Raw genomic sequence first — 17,609 nt, forward strand, 5'->3', positions numbered from 1 at the left:
TAATTGGAGGGCAATTATGGCAATTACCCGGGAATCTGAACATCTGAGCCTTGCCAGTTTACAAAGCATCCATCCAGATTTAACAGGGCATCAACATAGATTGCTTGCTTTGGTGAATCATCAGGCAGCTCAGGATAACATTGATCTCTCCCGCCAATCGCCGAATATGCTCTCTTTGCTCATGCAAAAAATTAAATCGAGCCCACCTCGCCAAGATAGTGAAGAGCAAGCCCTAAAGCTCTATGCATTATTGCGCGAAGAAATGCAAAAACAAACATACCTTAATCAAAAAATGCATCGAGAACAGGGCAACTATACAAATCTCCCCTTGCATCAACGCGCTTTAAAAGACGAGATGCAGGATCATGATATACAGCGCATGATGCCGGAATCTACTGCCGAGATTGAAGTATTTGCTCCTGTAAACCGCTTTGATTCATCTACGGAAGCAGTCCAGGAAGGCATTAAATCGGCCCTTGCCAAGCAAGCAATAACACACCTCTTTATTCCTGTAGGTCCCGGCCACTGGCGCGGCCTTTATGTGACCAAACCTTGTGACAATCAGGATCAGTTTCAGCTTGAAATATTTGACCCATATGGGCCTGCCAATGCTACAGCCATCACTGGATTTGCAAAAAAATTGCTCGAAAACTGCGGTATTGACGACAATAAATTGACCATAACTCACAAGGGCCCTATCCACCCTCAAAAAGATGGATATGCCTGCGGCGATTTCACCTGTGCCTACAGCCATAAAAAAATGAAAATACTGGGCGCTAAACATTATCACAATGAATTAATTTCTACTTTGGATACTTTCGGGAATAGCAATCATGCCCTGCGTAAAGTTACCCGCAGCCTGACAAGCAAATTGATGGGCGAAGAAAAACAACATTTATCTGAGCCGCATCAGTCTAAATCGCCTGAACAATGTCTCAAGCAAGAAATCACCCGGCTCAAAAAGAGCATGGACCCAGTTGAAAAACAAGTATATGAATCAACCATAGCTCTCCCAAAGAAAGCTGCTGTAAGTTACAGGCATGAGGTCGCATCGCTTATTAAATGCCGCGATACCATTTTTGATAAGGCCAATATGGCGATTCAAAAGGAACGGACGCAATCGTTAACTGATGAAGAATTAGCGGCCAAATTACAGGCCGAAGAGCTTGAAAAAGCAGGTTTTCGGCGTCAATAGATGCAGAGCATTAAATTTACGCTTTGAGTCAGCCTTGCAAATACCGCCAGCTGATAATTCCTGCAGGTATGTATTTTGCCTGTCCTTCCCTGCATTGCCCTTGCCCACTCCCCTCCCAAGCTATTCGTAGCTGTAAAAACTGCTGCTTTTCATTCATCACAGACAGCAACCAGTGGTGGCTGCTTCGTATTTTTCTTTCTAACCTGATATTCAGGCAAGAATATTCTTTAAGATCGTTAATATAATATTGATAATTTTCCTGCTTGAACAAAAATCTGCAGCCTTTGCCCTCCTTCAGTTTTTTTAATGCTGATGCAAAATCTGGCTCGGAACAAAAACAGCCTCGTTCTTTAAGAAATACCTTGGACTGAATTAACAAATGGGCAACAGTTTCCAGTGCATAAAACTCCTGGTGATTGCTCGTAAAATGACTGTTGGCTTTGGCATATAAAAATATGGACTGGAATAAAGATAGAACTAATAAAGACAATAAGGCCATCATGGTGACTGTCGAAAGGAGTATCATACCCTTGTCATGCCCGCAACTTCGTATCAAACTGGATGTTTTTGCCATGATTCAGATCCAAAATAATTCGAACCAGGATATTGTCTTTTTTGCGGAGAAGCTGTACCGCCAAGTCATCCACAAAAGGCGCTAATTCATCGAATCGATTCCGTCCATAATAGAGGGCATTTTGGTTTTTGACTTTCCGTATAAAATATTTTTCCTCTAGCCACTCGCCAATATATGCAGGCTGCTGGTAATTGAATATTAACGGGTTCATTAAATCCACAATCTGCCCGTTTCCAATAGCTTTTATACTTTTAACCACCGAAGTTTCAGCATGATAGCAATCAGCTATGAGGATTGTTTGGCCAGCTTTTAAAATCCTTGTTTTTGTTCGTACCTGATTGGAGTCTGAAATGGCACTTATTTCGTCGAACTCTTCATGCATGCGGTTAATAATAAGCATGGTGGCTGGCTTATGTTTTATTGCCAGAGAAAAAAGCGGTTTGCCTTGAACATCACTGGTCAGTAAATGCGGAATTGTAAGGCAGGGTGTAAACCCAGCACGACGAACACTGTCCCGCATCAAATCGATAAGAAGCTGAACTTCCGTATTTTGACCAAGCCATGCTTCAATTTGTTGATGTTCTTTTTTTATCCCAAGATACTGGTTCACCAGAGCCAATAGAATAAAGCTTGATAAAAAAAGACTAATGAGTATTTCAGGTAAGCCAAATCCTCTAGATCCTGCTGCAATTTTGGCAATTTTTTTGACGCGAGGGCTATGTCTCTCTTTCATAAAGCCTTAACTCGCGGCTTAATCGGCATTCATCAGGCAAAGAGAATTTACACTGAATACCAAGCTTTACAGTCGTTTTTAATTTTTTGCGGATAAGGGAAAAACCATTATCGATTTGCCGGTGATTGGCGTCATATAAATACTGTTCTGACGCATTATCCAGTTGCAAAAGCGTATTGGTTTGCCGGGTTATCTGATTCAACAGCTGGTTCGCTTGCCATTGTTGTTGAAGCAATGCCAAAGAAGCCGTGCTCATTAAAAGCAGTGAAATCAGAACTTCGGCCAATGAAAATCCTTTCTGGCGATCCATATACTAATCCTGAGGTTGGTTTCGGTTAAAGAGTATCTCTAATGATGAAGTTTCGCAATCATTATGGTTGCCCAAAAAAATTTATTTTGCCCTCATCAAAAGCATTGGCAAGCAAGGGCGAAGGTTGAATTTTTTTCCTGGGAAGATCAGTCAATAAAGTTGCTTTTGCCTGATGGTTCGTTAATATGATTACAGAATACCTGCTAATTGGATAGAACCATGCCATGTGATTTTCAATTGTTGCCGCACGAGGGGATAAAAACCTTATCGCCCTATATTCCTGGCAAATCCATCGAAGAATTGGCGCGCGAGCAAGGCATCAGCGATATTATCAAGCTCGCCAGCAATGAAAATCCATTAGGTTGCAGCCCGCGAGTTAAAGAGGCGCTTTCTTCTCTCACCAGCCAGAAAATTTCAGCTTATCCAGATCCCATGAACCATCCCCTCCTCGGCAACATTGCTGACAGATTGGGAATAGATCCCAACATGATTACGCTTGGCAATGGTTCTGATGCGCTTTTTCCATTGATTTTAATGTGTTTTGCGCTACATCGTGATAAAGAAGTTTTGGTACCTGACTACAGTTTTATTGCTTATCGTATTTATGCAAAATCATTAGGCATACCGGTTGTGAGCGTGCCAATTAAAACAAACTGGGAAGTCGATATTGATAAGCTGATTGCTGCCTGCCATCCCAATACAGCGCTCATTTTCCTGGCTAATCCCAATAACCCGACAGGTACTTTTGTTAAATTAAACAGCATACAAAAGCTTCTGGACAACATTCCAGAATCAACGATACTTGTTCTTGATGAGGCCTATCATGAATATATTGAGGCAGAAGAAAGCAAACACTCCATTAGATTACTGGAAAAATACTCCAATCTAATTATCACGCGCACATTTTCCAAAGCCTATGGACTTGCCGGCTTACGGGTTGGTTATGCAATAGCCCATCCGGATATTACATCCATTCTTTTACGGGCAACGCAGCCTTTTGCCCTGAACCAGGCGGGATTGGCTGCAGCCCTTGCAGCGCTTGGGGATGAGGCATTCATTGCGGATACAGTACAAACCAATGATCGGGGGCTAGAGCAATTAAAACAGGGCCTGGCCAAATTGCATGTGCCTTTTATCGAGCCATATGGCAATTTCATTACCATTAATTGCCAGCAGGACGCAAAAGGCATATATCAGCATTTATTGCGTCACGGGATCATTGTGCGTCCCCTGCATCCATACGGCATGGCTCATTTTTTGCGCGTGACAGTAGGTACAAGCGAACAAAATAAACGCTTCCTTGATAAGCTCGGCATATGTTTATCCAGCACACATAGCGCTTTACGCCTATAAAGCTTGCGGCTTGACTGCACCGCATCCATTTAGCCATTGCATTTAAGCTCAAAATAATGCCTAATTTCACTTTATATTTCCCTGTTATCCTGAACCTGGAGTGTGATACATGAAAAGCGATTTAAGCAGTAAACACTGCGAAGCCTGCGAAGGAATAGGAGAAGCATTAAACGCTTCGCAAATTCAAAATCTGCTGCCTCAGCTTAAAGAAGGCTGGCAGGTCTCAGATGATCAAAAAGCAATAAAAAAATCTTTTTCTTTCAAAAATTTTTACGAAACCATGGCTTTTGTCAATGCCATAGCCTGGATAGCCAATGCAGAAAACCATCATCCTGATTTGCAGCTAGGCTATAATTATTGCAAAGTGCTTTATACCACGCATGCCTTAAATGGCCTGACTCAAAATGATTTCATCTGCGCTGCAAAAATAGATAAATTGCTGGAAGCTTGAAACGTTACGGAAAATATGAATTGTAGAATCGTAGCCCGGATTAGACGCAGTCGTAATCCGGGATTAGGCATTCAATCTCTGAGATACTAGGGCCGCTCATCCGCTTCTTTACGCTGGGAGGGCAAGAAATCTTTGCGATCAAGGCCTAGCACCACAGCCAAAGCGCCAGCCACATAAATGGATGAGTAGGTTCCAACAACTATACCGATTATCAAAGCAAGCGAAAATCCATGGATAGCCTCGCCGCCATAAACAAACAGCGCCACCACGACAAACAAGGTCAATACAGAAGTCATAATGGTACGGGATAAAGTTTGATTAATGGAGATATTCATGATTTCAATGGGGCTTGCACGGCGGATTTTAATAAAATTTTCCCGTACCCTATCGAAGACTACAATGGTATCATTGAGCGAGTATCCTATGACTGCGAGCAATCCTGCCAATGCTTTTAAATCAAATTCAATGCCAAACATGGCAAAAACCCCGAGTATCAGCACGGGATCGTGCACCAGAGCAACAGCAGAGCTGATTGCCAGGCGATACTCAAAGCGCATGGCGATATAAATCATGGTGGCAAGCAATGAAACGATGATTGCCAAGGCGCCTTTGGTTGCCAATTCCTTTCCAACCTGCGGGCCTACAAAATCAACCCGTTTTTTCACGGCTCCCGGCAATACTGACATAATGCGTTCAACCAGGAGGGTCTGATCAATGTCATCATGGGGCGCGATACTGATTAACACATCCTTTGAAGTGCCATAACTCACAACCTGGGCTTCTTTAAACCCAAGATCATACAAGTGGTTGCGTATCGCAGGTAAATCGGCAGCCTTGGGAAAAGAGACTTCAATTTGAGTGCCGCCTGTAAAATCCAAACCCCATTTTAAACCATTGATGGCTAAAGCCGCGATTGAGCTCACAAAAATAAGCAGGGATAAAAGCGCAGTCCATTTGCGCGCGCCCATAAAGTCAACATTTGAATTTGGATTAAAAAACTCCATCTAGTATTCACCTCTTGTTTGGGAAAAGTTCATTCTCACCAATTGACTGTTTTTAATGATTTTAAATCCCGATTGATAATGTTTTAATTTTACGCCCGCCATAATACCAATTTACAATGGCGCGCGTGAAAGTAATTCCTGTCAGCATCGATGTTAATAAGCCCAGACTGAGCGTAATGGCAAACCCGCGTACAGGTCCTGTTCCCAAAGAAAAGAGCACCACACCGACGATTAAGGTTGTGATGTTTGCGTCGAGAATAGTTGCAAAAGCACGATCATAACCTGCATAAATCGCTGCCTGCGGCGATAAGCCATGGCGTAATTCCTCGCGGATTCGTTCATAAATCAGAACATTGGCATCCACAGCCATGCCAACCGTCAGCACAATGCCGGCAATACCGGGCAAAGTCAGCGTTGCATCAATAATAGATAACAGCGCGCACAATAAAACCAGATTAAGCAATAAGGCAATATTGGCCACCAGCCCGAAAAAGCGGTAGTAAACCAGCATGGTTATTAAAATTAACCCCATGCCCACTTCGAGCGAAATAATGCCGCGGCGAATATTTTCTTTGCCGAGCGTTGGCCCGACAGTCCGCTCTTCAACAGGGTAAATTGCGGCAGGCAATGCGCCAGCGCGCAACAACAAAGCAAGATTACTGGCTTCTTTACTGTCCTTAAGCCCTGTTATCTGGAAATTATTGCCCAGCGCGTTTTGAATCACAGGCGCGCTGATAACCCGCTCTTCACGAACAGTTACTCTCTTTTGAGCACCCTTTTCTTCAATGACGCTGGTTTTGCTTTCTACAAACACAATGGCCATTCGTTTGCCGATGTTTTCACGCGTCACTTTGGTAAAGAAGGATTCACCGCCTCCTCCGAGCTGAACCTGGACCGCGGGAGTTGCGGTCTGTTGATCAAAGCTCGATACCGCGCTGGTTATGGAATCGCCGCTTAAAACAACCTGGCGCTTCAACAAAATTGGCTCACCATCCATCATATAAAGTTTACTGTTAATAGGAACAGCGCCGGTTTGTTTCGCGAGGTAAGGATCATGTTCCTGATCTACGAGATGAAACTGGAGCGTTGCCGTGCCGCCAAGAATCTGCTTTGCCCGTGCCGCATCCTGGATGCCGGGCAGATCTACGGCTATGCGGGTTGCTCCCTGTTGTTGCACCACTGCTTCGCCAACGCCAAGCTCATTGACCCGATTGCGCAAAATGCTCATGGTTTGCTCAATGGTATTTTGGCGAATAGAATTGAGTTCACTGGCGGTTAAGGCTGCGGTCAAGGCATGAGTGGCCTGCGATTTTGTAAATGTTAAACCGGAATGTTTTTGCTTTAATGTTTCTGTGGCATTGTCCAAAGCCTGCGCATCGCGAAACCGGATAGAAATTCCTTTATCTACAATATAGCGAATGCCGGAATAGCGGATGCCTGCTTCCCGTAAATCCTGGCTAATGCTTTTCATTAACCCTTCATAGCGCCGGTTAACCACGCTGTCTATGTCCACTTCCAGAAGAAAATGCACGCCACCCCGCAAATCCAGACCCTGTTTCATCGGCTCTGCCCCTATTGCGCGCAACCAGCCAGGAGTCGATGGGGACAAATTCAGTGCAACAGTATAGTCTTTATCCAAACCATTGCGAATCACATCGCGAGCCAGCAATTGGGTATCGGTTGAGTTAAAACGCACTTCAATCCCATCATCGCCGACAGAAATAGAGCGATAGCTGAGACTTGCCTTATCCAGCAATTCCTTGACTTTTGCTTCTAGGTGATGCGCGTCAATCGGTGTTTGCGATGATACCTGGACAACCGGTTCTTCACTGTACAAATTAGGGATCGCATAGATCAAACCTAATATGGTTACAATAACCAACATCAGATTTTTCCACAGTGGATATTTATTTTGCATTTGTCTGGCTCTATGACTGGCTTATATTGATTTAAGAGTTCCTTTAGGTAATACGGCACTGACAGCATTCCGCTGAAATTTGACCTCAACACCTTCAGCGATAGAGACTTTAATATATTGCTCATCCAGATCAGTCACTTTCGCGAGCATGCCCCCTGACGTCACTACTTCATCCCCTTTTTGCAGCTTGCTGATTAATTCACGATGTTCCCTGGCCCGCTTGTTTTGCGGCCTTATCAACATGAAATAAAACAGCACAAAAATAGCAATAATCATAATCAGGGAAAAAGTCCCATCCGCCTGTGCCGAAGGTGCGCCAGGGGCTGCTGCCAATGCATCACTGATAAAAAAACTCATGATATACTCCTGATTTTATTAATGGCTTTATAGGAATGTCCTAGTGTGCGTGACATAATATCGGTATTTAAGGCTTACGTAAATCCAATTTGCCAATGCTTAACAAGCTTTCTACATAAAAAATATTGTGTTGAATTAAAAATCGTTGCGCCAGAAGAGGCGTATGCGCTAAAAGATGATGCAGATAGGCTCTGCTTAACCCCTGCCGGCAAGTGGGACAAGGACAATTTTTCAGAATGGTTTCAAACTGCCTGGCATATTCTTCCTCGCGGATATTGATGATTCCGGAAGAAGTGTAAACTAACCCAAGGCTTGCGTCCCTTGCCGGCTTATCCGATTCGATATATTGAACACCAAGCGAGTTTAATTTTTCCAATGTGCTTAAATCAAAATCTCCCACAACATAACAAGCTCTGTCTGAATGATTATCATTAGGAAGATTTAATGCATCATGGTAAATGCCATATGCCTTGTTCTCTTTTATTTTTGAATCTTCAAGCACATCGTTTTTGGGAAAAAAAGGGAATGTCGCCTCGGGAAGCCATTGCCAAACCAGGTCATTAGCCAAAAAAGCGCCATGCGGCAAAACCACCATGTCCGGCTCAAGCCTCAGAACAAGTGCCAAAATGTCTTTAAGCGAAAGGCTTACAAGTTTTCCATCCACCGGGGAACGAACTGTATACTCCTTATTTTTTTTATCAGGCACCAATGCGGCATTGAGGACAACCTGGCCTTGCCAACCAGCATAAGCCGCCAAACTGCCCAAGTTTTCAAGTAATTGATAACCAGGCCTTATGAGTAATGAATCCAAATGAAAAGAAACAGTTTTAACCCCGGCCTCAAGCCAGTTTTTTGCCGTCAGGCAACTTCCCGCGGATGTCGTTAAAACAGGTATCATTGGAAACCCTTACAATAATAAACAAGCATCGCCATAACTGAAAAAGCGATAACGTTCTTCAACAGCAATCCGATATAAATTCATCGTTTCTTTATAGCCGATAAAAGCTGAAACCAACATTAACAGGGTAGATTCAGGAAGATGAAAATTGGTGATTAAGCCATCGCAGATTTGAAATTGATACCCCGGGTAGATAAATATATCTGTATCACGGCTGGCCGGATACAAAATTCCATTTTCAGCGGCGCTTTCCAAACTGCGAAGCGCTGTGGTTCCAACAGCAATCACCCGTTTCTTTTTTGCTTTTGTCTGATTCACCAAATCACATAACTCGGGGGCAACAGAAAAATATTCCCGATGCATTTTATGATCTTTGATCTCTATGCTGCGCACTGGACGAAAAGTACCCGCGCCGACATGCAAAGTAGAAAATCCAATCTTTATGCCTTTGTTTTTCAGCACGCCCAGCAACTGATCATCAAAATGAAGTCCTGCTGTCGGCGCTGCAACCGAACCTTTGTGTTGCGCATATACAGTTTGATAACGGCTTTTATCCAGCATTTCATCCTGGCGGGAGATATAGGGTGGCAATGGGATATGGCCAATTTGCTCAAGCATTTCCTCCGCTTTCCCGTTGACCTTGCAATGAAACAAATCATCATCGCGAGAAAGCACTTCAAGTTGCCATTTATCCTGTAAGGTGACAATACTTCCTGCTTTTGGCGGTTTGCTTGCTTTAATGTGAGCTAAAAAACAATCCTCGCCAATCAACCGCTCAACCAGCAATTCAACTTTACCGCCGGAAACCTTTTGGCCGTATAGCCGTGCAGGAATCACCATGCTGTTATTCATGACCAGCAAATCACCGGGTTCGAGAAGATCGGTAATGGCGCTGAAGCCCAGGTGGGCAATTGTCCCTTTTTGCCTCTCATAGGCAAGCAGCCGCGAGTCGCTGCGGTTCGGTAACGGGTATTGGGCAATCAATTCCTCGGGTAATTCAAAATAAAAATCTTGTCTTTTCATTTTACAATCTGTTATAAAAACACAGGAATTATACATCAATAGGTTCGATAAGCGATCGTTTGTTCCGTGATTTTATTTTAAGAAAACAGTATCTATTGACCATCATCGGAATACAAGGAGCAAGCCATGATAAAAAATTGATTTTTATTCATGGCACCTATGCTAAGATGAAAACCTCTTTTACTAATCGTCATGGAGAAAAACATGGGTCGAATTTTAAAAACACTCAGTATTGGGACTCTAGGCCTCACCGCAACGCTTGCAATTGCTGCCCCCCAGAAGTTAATTACTCATAACACAACAGATTATGAATCCAATGCCTATGTTGCAGGCATTGTCCCTTCAACGCATCCTACAAAAGCGCACAGCAAAGGGGTTGTTTCCTGGGTTGAAGTCAGAATGGCATGCTTTGGCCATGATGCGGGCGGCAAATGTTCTGCCTTAATTAAAATGGAAACCAATACGTCCCATCCTGTCGATATCGGCTGGGTCACTCTGGATTTGAATACCGGTGAAATAACGCCCAAAGTCGTTACCGGAAACGGTTATCGCTTAACTGTGAATGGTATCGGCGAGACAACGCTCAGCAAGGATTAATCCTTTACCAGACAGGATATAATGCCCGGATTTGGGCATATATCTTTTTGGTTCGCCTGCCGCTATGATGTCACAAACCCTGCCATATACCAGACTCTTTTACATCCCACTGAAGCACCTTATCTTGTGCTTCCCATACAGTGTTTAAATATTGAATTTAAGGTAAAAATTAAATACAATAATGCTTTTATTTTTGCATTAAAGAGACTAGCCATTATGCCCAGAGTGGAAATCAACTATGTCACCGAAACTCAAACTGCGGTACAAACCCAGTTAGACACAAAAATAGCTGACGATGGGTCATTCACTCTGGTGGGGAAAACAGAATTTATCCGCTTGTTTAATGAGTTATATCCAAACACAAGTTATCAGACCAAAGATTTGGAACGGCTATGGCATCAAATCATTGGCAATCATCCGCGTGCCCCTGAAAGCGGTCAAAATCCAGATGTGCACTATCTGACAAAAGATTCTGCCGAACTCATCATCAAGCATTTTGCGCTTTTTAAATCAGGCCTTGATTATCAAAACCTGCCCAAAGGTTTTTTTCTGGCGAAAAATCCCAATGGCGCAGGCATCCGTGATGTGTTGCACTACAATGAGTTTGTGGCTAAGAATCAGACTCACATCAGCCCTTTAGCAATCACGGTAGGCCCCAAAGACAGTCAGGAAAAGGTTAAGCCTAAAAGTTTTCCAGAACCGCAGGCAGACTGGTATGCTTTTTTGCTTAAGAAAAGCAAAGACCAAAACAACGAGAAACTCTGCAGCCAAAAAGAATTAGATGACGCCTTTATTCATTTTTCTAATTTTATTAAGCATAAAAACCTTGAATTTCATAAATTTGATTTTAATACAATTCAAGGGGATGTTAATCCCATCGTTTTGCTGGGACGATGGTATGCCGTGCTTAACAATCCCAATTTGAAACGGGAGGATCTGGAAGTGCAGTGGCAATTATTGCCCAGGTTGCCGCTCGCCACAGGATATGAAGCCATTCGCGTTTTAACCGACCACCGCCGCTCTAAAAATCCCTGCGGGTTTCTTTTGCCTGAAATGGAACTGACCAATTTAACAGATTTTACCGGTACTTTTGCGGGAGCTAAAACAGTTTCTGATTACCACGACATTCAATCTGTTCGGGATTTCTGGAGATACATCAGTTTTCAGCCGAAAAGAAATACCTTGCGTTTTTACCAGGAGGCCCTCAAATTTATTGACAAGATGGCCGTAGATCATCAACGCCTCCCCATAATGCGTATGCTGGCTGGCGGCACCACAGGTGATAATCACCACCCGGAAACGCGCACGGAAGAAGATGAGCTTAAAATTTGGCACAATGTTTGCCAATTGATCGATAACATTGAAAACTTGACAATAGTTACAAAAGCGATAGCCAGGAAAAATCCAGGCAGTTTAAAAAACAATTTTATTCACCATATCACACGCCTCGCCGAACAGCCCAACATGGCCTTTCTCGAGGCGATGGCTCAGCACATCACCAATTACATCCAAAAACTTGGCGCATCCGACATCCCAAAGATTTTAATGGGCTTTGATCCCCTGAAAGGCCTGGAAGAGTTATCTGATAAGCTCAACCGGGTCATTGGACGTTACCATACTGATTTTTATCTCGGCTCGCGATTTTATCTGGTCAACCGCCAATGGCAGGGCGATATGACTATTAAAAAATACACTGAGCTGCAATCTGAAATCCAAGGCAATATGAAGTGGATAGTCCCTCACCTCAGTACCTTTACCATTCGCTCAAAAAATGATTTACAAGAAGTAGCAGAAGCGCTCGGTGATTTGCAAGAAACCGCACAGCTTAAATTTGTGATGACAGTTTTCAGGGATGCAACAGCCCCCATAGACAAAAAACAATTGCTGGAATTGATTCAAACGCTCAAACAAACCAATTTTACTGAACGTGACTTAACTACAGATAACTACATACAGTTGCTTGATATTTTATCGGGAAATTTTAAATCCTCTTTTCCAGAGAATTATTTTGAACAAAAAAAACAACAGGTGCTTGATGCCAAAGAAGGCTTAAATACTGAACAGGCCGCGCTGCTAGACCATTATGAATTCACCGAGACGCAAAAAAAATCTATTTCCCAGATCGAATCAGCCATGGTTCGGCATAACCATTTCGTTTCAACAGAAACCTTACAGAAACTTAATGATAAATTTTCCCTGCTGCAAGAATTGATTCTTCCGGATGAATATACCCTGTTTCTTAAGCGGCTAACCGATATACGTGAACATCATTTTTCAAGCGATGATCTGGATGACTTGCTGAGCACGCTGATTCAACAAAAATCATTGCAGAGCTTTAACACCGTTTTTCTACAGCAGGTTATCTCCCCCTGCACAAATGGCAACTTATTTGGCAAAATCATTGCGCACATGCGCTCTGCCGCTCATATCAGCGGCAAAGACTTGAACATTGATCCGATTAAACTTCATGAAACAATGGCGCGCATGTTTTTGAAATTGGCCAATGATGAACTCGAAAACACAGGGGACGCTGAAAAGCGCATTAAAGGATTTATCGATACCATGATTACCCTGATTGAAGAGCATCCTCATACGCAAAATCAGCTTCTTGAGGTATTGAATCAAGTCAAGCCGCATGAGATAAAAGGATTTTTGCCTGAAGCAGGCAACGCGCTAAAAGCACTTGAAACTTTGATCAAAATTTTCCCTGCAACAGCGAATTCTTCAGCCAATAAAGAGAATATGCTTATCTTTTATTCTCTTGTATCCCATAACACCCAAACACCTAAACGCCTGGTTGAAATCATCGACATGCTGAAGAAAGGAGAAGACGATTGCAAGCGCTTTTTCCTCACCTATATTTCAAGATTGCTTGACAGGGAAGAAAGCTTGGAAGACATCAGTGACTTGATAGATTTATGCATAGAGGATAGCAATCATCTCAAAACCCTGCAGGAATTTTGTTTTCTTCCTCCCTACCCAAGCATCCAAAGCGCCCTGGATTGGCTGGAAACTGATTCATTCAAGGAAAATTATGAAACCTTTAGCATCAAGCCTTATGGTGAGCGCGTTACGGAATACACTTTTAATTTTCGCCACTATAAAAATCAGCGTTTGAAATTTAAAGGCATCTCAGAAGATTTATTTACTGATCAGTTGGGCCAGGACTTAAATGAGGAGCTGAAAAAGAATCGTTCTAAATCAATGCAGAATTTACGAAACGAGCTGGAAAACTATCGCGGAAAAATTTTGACAAGCGCTGACGAAAAACGGAAAGCGCTCACGCTTTGTGTTGAATTTTTGGCAAGAACCGCCCACCAGGCAAAGCCAGGAAGCCGAGAAGGCGCTATCTCTCAAGAACTCAATACAACCCAAATCATGACGCTTTATGCCATGATGATGCAGGATAATCCGAAAGTATTGAACCAGATTGATACTGGTGAAGGAAAATCAAGAATCATGATGGTGCTGTCTGCCTTAAATGCCCTGCAAGGAAAAACTGTTGATTTTATCACCAGTGATTTGCAACTGGCGGAAAGAGATTATTTCGATTATAAACAGTTTTTTAATGCACTTGGCGTCAGAACTGGTCTGATTACGTTACAAACGCCACCTGCGCTCTACCAGAAAGGCGGCGTCAATTTTTCGGATAACGCCCAGCTGCTCTTGCTGCGCAACAAAAGCGATATTGATGGTTCACCTTATGATTACCTGGATGAAAACCGGGAAAATCGCTGCCTTCTACTCGATGAAGTGGATCATTTCAAACATGACAAAAATAAAGATGCATTCAACTATGCCAGTAAATCGAAACGGTTGTCGGGTTATTTATGGGTTTATCCGCTTTTAGTTGGCTTTATGAAAGCCGAGCTTGAAAATATGCCAAAAGATCAAAGCGAAAAACCTGACTTCAAGCCGCTCATCGAGAAGTTCATGAGTTATGTATCAATCCATGATAATGTGACGACTCACCAGGCAAGCCTTGCATACCTTAAGAAAAATGATCCAGACCAGCTTTTGATCTGGCTGCAGGCGGCTTTTACTGCATTGCGCATGCAGCCACAGAAAGATTATGTTGTAACGGACGCGGAAGATAAAAAACTATATGCGGTGCGCGATCATGAGGGATTCACCCGTTATACCCGTAAAGTTCTGGTATTGGACAATGGCAGGTCCGTGGAAGGAAGCACTTTTGCCGACGGCGTGCATCAATGCCTCTGTGCTATTGAGAATGAAAAAGCAGGCTCCGAGCAATTTATTATTTTGCCCGAGAATGAGACGCAACGCTCATCATATGCCAAAACTTTCATGGGCCAGTATGACAACCTGTTTGGCGTAAGCGGCACAACGCGCTCTGACGCCCCACTCTCTAACGAGTCAATCAATAAAGATAACTACCATTATCTCATCACACCCAGGGAAAAACCCCTGATTCGTGAAGATTTAAACATCTGGGCTGCAAAAGATGAGGCACAACAAATAAGCTTTATCAAGCGGGAAATCTTGAAAGCCGTTAAAGAGAATAAATCTGTTTTGCTGGCCTGCCGGGACGATAAGCAAAGCGAGCGAATATACAAGGCGCTTTCTTCTGATGAAAGCTTAAAAAAAGCGGTCAAACAATGGCAATATCTGCACAGCCTGACAGCGCCCGCTGATGAAAAAGCGATTATCCGGCAAGCCGGAACCCCTGGTTTCTTAACCGTGACCAGCATTGGCCTTTCGGGAAGGGGCGTGCACATCAATACTAAAAATATGGAAACCATAGCTGCATTTACGCCGCCTTTGCCAGATGAAATTCAACTGAAAGGACGCAGTGGACGATTTGGACAAGCTGGCTCTTATCGTATGATCGTCAATTTATCCGATCCGGAACAACCACTTAATGGCAAAACCTACAATATTGCCAACGAAGTCGATAAAGCTCAAAAAACCATGGCCATATCAGCAGCGCTTGAAGAAGAAGTATCAACAGTATATGCAGAATTTCTTGAAAAAATTCATCAGGCATTTTTGAGCGAATATGCGAAGACAGAAAAAGTCGATCAGTTACCCTTGTTAAATCAATGGCAAACTTACCTCGGCAAGCTCCAGAAAGACTGGGAAATCAATAGAATCAACCTATTGACCTTGATGAAAGAAGAAAAGAAAGATGAATTTATTTCGGAGTTTAAAAAATTTGCTACTAAATGGAAAAAAGAAATTCCAGTAAAAAAGAAAGGATTGATTCAAGTCGAAAAGAGCGCGGAAAAAGCCTATCAAAGTTATCTTGCCCAAAAAGGTTTTTTTAAGCATGAGCGTTTACCGATTAAAGTCCAGCGAGACTATGATCCAGCCGATGACGGCCAGGCACGCATTTATTCTTCTCTCTTTGCCCAAACAAGGGCTGTTTTAAGAGGCGAGCGTTCCATTTTCGCCGATTTTTATGCCTGGCGTGATGGGCGTGGCGAATTGTTTCCGGATTTTATGGCCACTTTACGGGGTGAGCGCCCAATATTTGCCAACTTGCGCGCAACGATTGCACGTCTGGTTGAAGAGTTAATCACCTGGTATCAGAATACGTTTCGCTCCGATGAGAATAATGAAGTTGAACCTATCCTGGCAGAGCAACCCCTATTTTAGGGGATTAATAGAGTAGCCCGGATTAGACGCCGTCTAATCCGGGCTCATTTGTGAAATGTCTCCCGCATTACGCTGCGCTAATGCGGGCTAAAGTAATTATTTAGTCGGAGCAATTTCTTTATCGATTGTCCAAACAGCCTGTATGCCGACTAAATGGGCATGTGTTTTACCCGTTGCGTTGACATTGTAGGTTGATGTGCCGAGCGTATCTGTTTTATTAATAGTTGGGTCATCTTTGGCAAATAAATAAGTGTATCCCGCATCAAAGCCAACGCATGGCCAGGCTTGATAATGGGCGCCAATAGATAAGGCCCAGCGGTCAGCGTCTGGCAAACGCACATCCCGTTGCGCATCTATGGTTGGCGTTTGATCATAGCCCCCGCCCAAGCGCATCATCAATTTATCATTAACATGGTAATTGGCGCCCAGAGCAAACCGCCAGGCATTTTGATAATTTTGTACGGTGGTTGAGTTCACAATCACCTGGCCTACTGCGGGAGAGAAGGCCGCGACATTATTCAATACGGTAAGCTTAAATACATCCCAGCCGGTATACACTACTGATCCGAGAATAGCCAACCTGTCATTCACATCGTGATAACCGCTTAACGTCACCACATCCGGGAATTCAATATCATTACTGTATAAAGCATCGCTTCTGAATTTAGCCAGGGGGTTTCTTGTCAATGGATCAGCCAGACGACCTGTTAATTCGCTGTATCCATGAAATGTATGTTTCATTTTTGACTGATAATTCAAACCAATGCGCGTATGGCGGTCATTGAACATGCCAAGAACACCTGCATGAAATCCGACAGCAAATGAATGGCCCTTGTTATAGCTTAAAGAATCAAAGGCGAAGGGAGACAAACCTCCAGCCTGTAATAAAGTGGGTGCGCCTAAAATCCGGTTAAACTTAACCTGCGACCATTGCAAATCGACTCCCGCGCCTACTGAAAAATTATCCGTTAGCAAGCCGCCGATTTCAGGCGAAACGTTTGCGGTCAACAATTCGGTAAATGTCGCCGCATAACGGACAGGAGAGGTGTTGGAATATTCAGTGGATAAGCCAAAAGGTGAGACCACGCTAAAACCAAACACTGCTCTTTGCCCCAGCGGCCGCGCGTAGTGGAAAGCAGGAACAAACGCTGATTTGGATGCTTCCAGATCGCTGAAGCGTTGGCTATAAGGAGGCAAGCCTGGTGTAGAAAACGTGCTGACTCCCGAGATTTTGGTATTGGGAAATACGCCAATGCCGCTGAATACCGCCTGCTGCTCATCAAGCAATACAAGTCCTGCCGGGTTGTACCAGCCAATGGAAGCATCCGAACCCTCAGCCGCAACACCGGCAGCATAATTGCCAATTGCGACTGCACTTCCCTCGGTATATAAGGAAAAACCGCCGGCAAGGGCGGTTGCGCTAGCCATCATCACTGCAAGGCTGACAACCGATTTTAAAGGTTTATGCATGCTTTTCACTCCATACTCCTAAGCTCAATCCTGATGTTTTAAAGCCTGATGATAAATGAATGGCAACTATTTTCAAAGAGTTAAATCGAAATTCGCGTCAACGAGCA

Annotated in this window: 14 protein-coding genes; 5 read left to right on the top strand and 9 right to left on the bottom strand. The window is 43.5% G+C overall.

Annotated features, from left to right (window positions below):
- The first annotated feature begins 16 nt into the window (after positions 1–16).
- Positions 17–1,195, top strand: a complete 1,179-nt coding sequence (locus tag Llon_RS05170) for a hypothetical protein (RefSeq protein WP_058528986.1) — start codon at positions 17–19, stop codon at positions 1,193–1,195.
- A 28-nt stretch (positions 1,196–1,223) separates the two neighbouring features.
- On the opposite strand, the gene Llon_RS05175 is transcribed toward Llon_RS05170, so the two are convergent.
- The 3 genes from Llon_RS05175 to Llon_RS11260 are packed head-to-tail and all read right to left on the bottom strand — an operon-like array spanning position 1,224 to position 2,812.
- Positions 1,224–1,769, bottom strand: coding sequence for a hypothetical protein (locus Llon_RS05175; protein ID WP_131754647.1), 546 nt, complete (start codon positions 1,767–1,769; stop codon positions 1,224–1,226).
- Positions 1,729–2,502: a PulJ/GspJ family protein gene (locus Llon_RS05180; protein WP_058528988.1), complete on the bottom strand. Its 774-nt coding sequence runs from the start codon at positions 2,500–2,502 to the stop codon at positions 1,729–1,731. The genes Llon_RS05175 and Llon_RS05180 overlap by 41 nt, the downstream gene beginning before the upstream one ends.
- Positions 2,486–2,812 carry a type IV pilus modification PilV family protein gene (locus tag Llon_RS11260; RefSeq protein WP_058528989.1) on the bottom strand — a complete coding sequence of 109 codons (327 nt, stop codon included), beginning with the start codon at positions 2,810–2,812 and terminating at the stop codon, positions 2,486–2,488. The genes Llon_RS05180 and Llon_RS11260 overlap by 17 nt, the downstream gene beginning before the upstream one ends.
- A 219-nt stretch (positions 2,813–3,031) precedes the next feature.
- On the opposite strand from Llon_RS11260, the gene hisC reads away from it, so the two are divergent.
- Together hisC and Llon_RS05195 are read left to right on the top strand one after the other, a co-directional pair.
- The gene (gene hisC, locus Llon_RS05190) at positions 3,032–4,165 is read left to right on the top strand and encodes a histidinol-phosphate transaminase (protein ID WP_058528990.1); all 1,134 of its coding nucleotides are present in this window, start codon (positions 3,032–3,034) and stop codon (positions 4,163–4,165) included.
- A gap of 109 nt (positions 4,166–4,274) precedes the next feature.
- On the top strand, positions 4,275–4,616 hold the full coding sequence (locus tag Llon_RS05195; RefSeq protein WP_058528991.1) for a 4a-hydroxytetrahydrobiopterin dehydratase: 342 nt from the start codon (positions 4,275–4,277) through the stop codon (positions 4,614–4,616).
- A gap of 86 nt (positions 4,617–4,702) precedes the next feature.
- Here the strand turns inward: Llon_RS05195 and secF are convergent, their stop codons facing one another.
- From secF to queA, 5 genes are all read right to left on the bottom strand, one after another.
- Complete coding sequence (gene secF, locus Llon_RS05200) at positions 4,703–5,620, bottom strand: protein translocase subunit SecF (protein WP_058528992.1); 918 nt, start codon at positions 5,618–5,620, stop codon at positions 4,703–4,705.
- Positions 5,621–5,681: 61 nt separating this feature from the next.
- Positions 5,682–7,538: a protein translocase subunit SecD gene (gene secD, locus Llon_RS05205; protein WP_058528993.1), complete on the bottom strand. Its 1,857-nt coding sequence runs from the start codon at positions 7,536–7,538 to the stop codon at positions 5,682–5,684.
- Positions 7,539–7,559: 21 nt separating this feature from the next.
- Positions 7,560–7,895 (bottom strand): preprotein translocase subunit YajC, encoded by a 336-nt coding sequence (gene yajC / locus Llon_RS05210; RefSeq protein WP_058528994.1) that lies wholly within the window; start codon positions 7,893–7,895, stop codon positions 7,560–7,562.
- A gap of 67 nt (positions 7,896–7,962) precedes the next feature.
- Entirely contained in the window at positions 7,963–8,793 is an 831-nt protein-coding gene (locus Llon_RS05215) for a tRNA guanosine transglycosylase family protein (protein WP_058528995.1), read from the bottom strand.
- Positions 8,794–8,802: 9 nt separating this feature from the next.
- On the bottom strand, positions 8,803–9,816 hold the full coding sequence (queA, locus tag Llon_RS05220) for a tRNA preQ1(34) S-adenosylmethionine ribosyltransferase-isomerase QueA (protein ID WP_058529110.1): 1,014 nt from the start codon (positions 9,814–9,816) through the stop codon (positions 8,803–8,805).
- Positions 9,817–10,020: 204 nt separating this feature from the next.
- Between queA and Llon_RS05225 the strand changes: the two genes are divergently transcribed.
- Positions 10,021–10,413, top strand: coding sequence for a hypothetical protein (locus Llon_RS05225; RefSeq protein ID WP_058528996.1), 393 nt, complete (start codon positions 10,021–10,023; stop codon positions 10,411–10,413).
- Between the two features lie 21 nt (positions 10,414–10,434).
- Complete coding sequence (locus tag Llon_RS05230) at positions 10,435–16,032, top strand: hypothetical protein (protein WP_058528997.1); 5,598 nt, start codon at positions 10,435–10,437, stop codon at positions 16,030–16,032.
- A gap of 96 nt (positions 16,033–16,128) precedes the next feature.
- Here Llon_RS05230 and Llon_RS05235 read toward each other — a convergent pair whose 3' ends face one another.
- A complete protein-coding gene (locus Llon_RS05235) occupies positions 16,129–17,511 on the bottom strand; it encodes an OmpP1/FadL family transporter (RefSeq protein ID WP_058528998.1) in 1,383 nt (460 codons plus the stop codon).
- Positions 17,512–17,609 lie beyond the last annotated feature (98 nt).

Source organism: Legionella londiniensis (genome assembly GCF_001467825.1).
In the GTDB taxonomy this organism is placed as follows: Bacteria; Pseudomonadota; Gammaproteobacteria; order Legionellales; family Legionellaceae; genus Legionella_A; species Legionella_A londiniensis.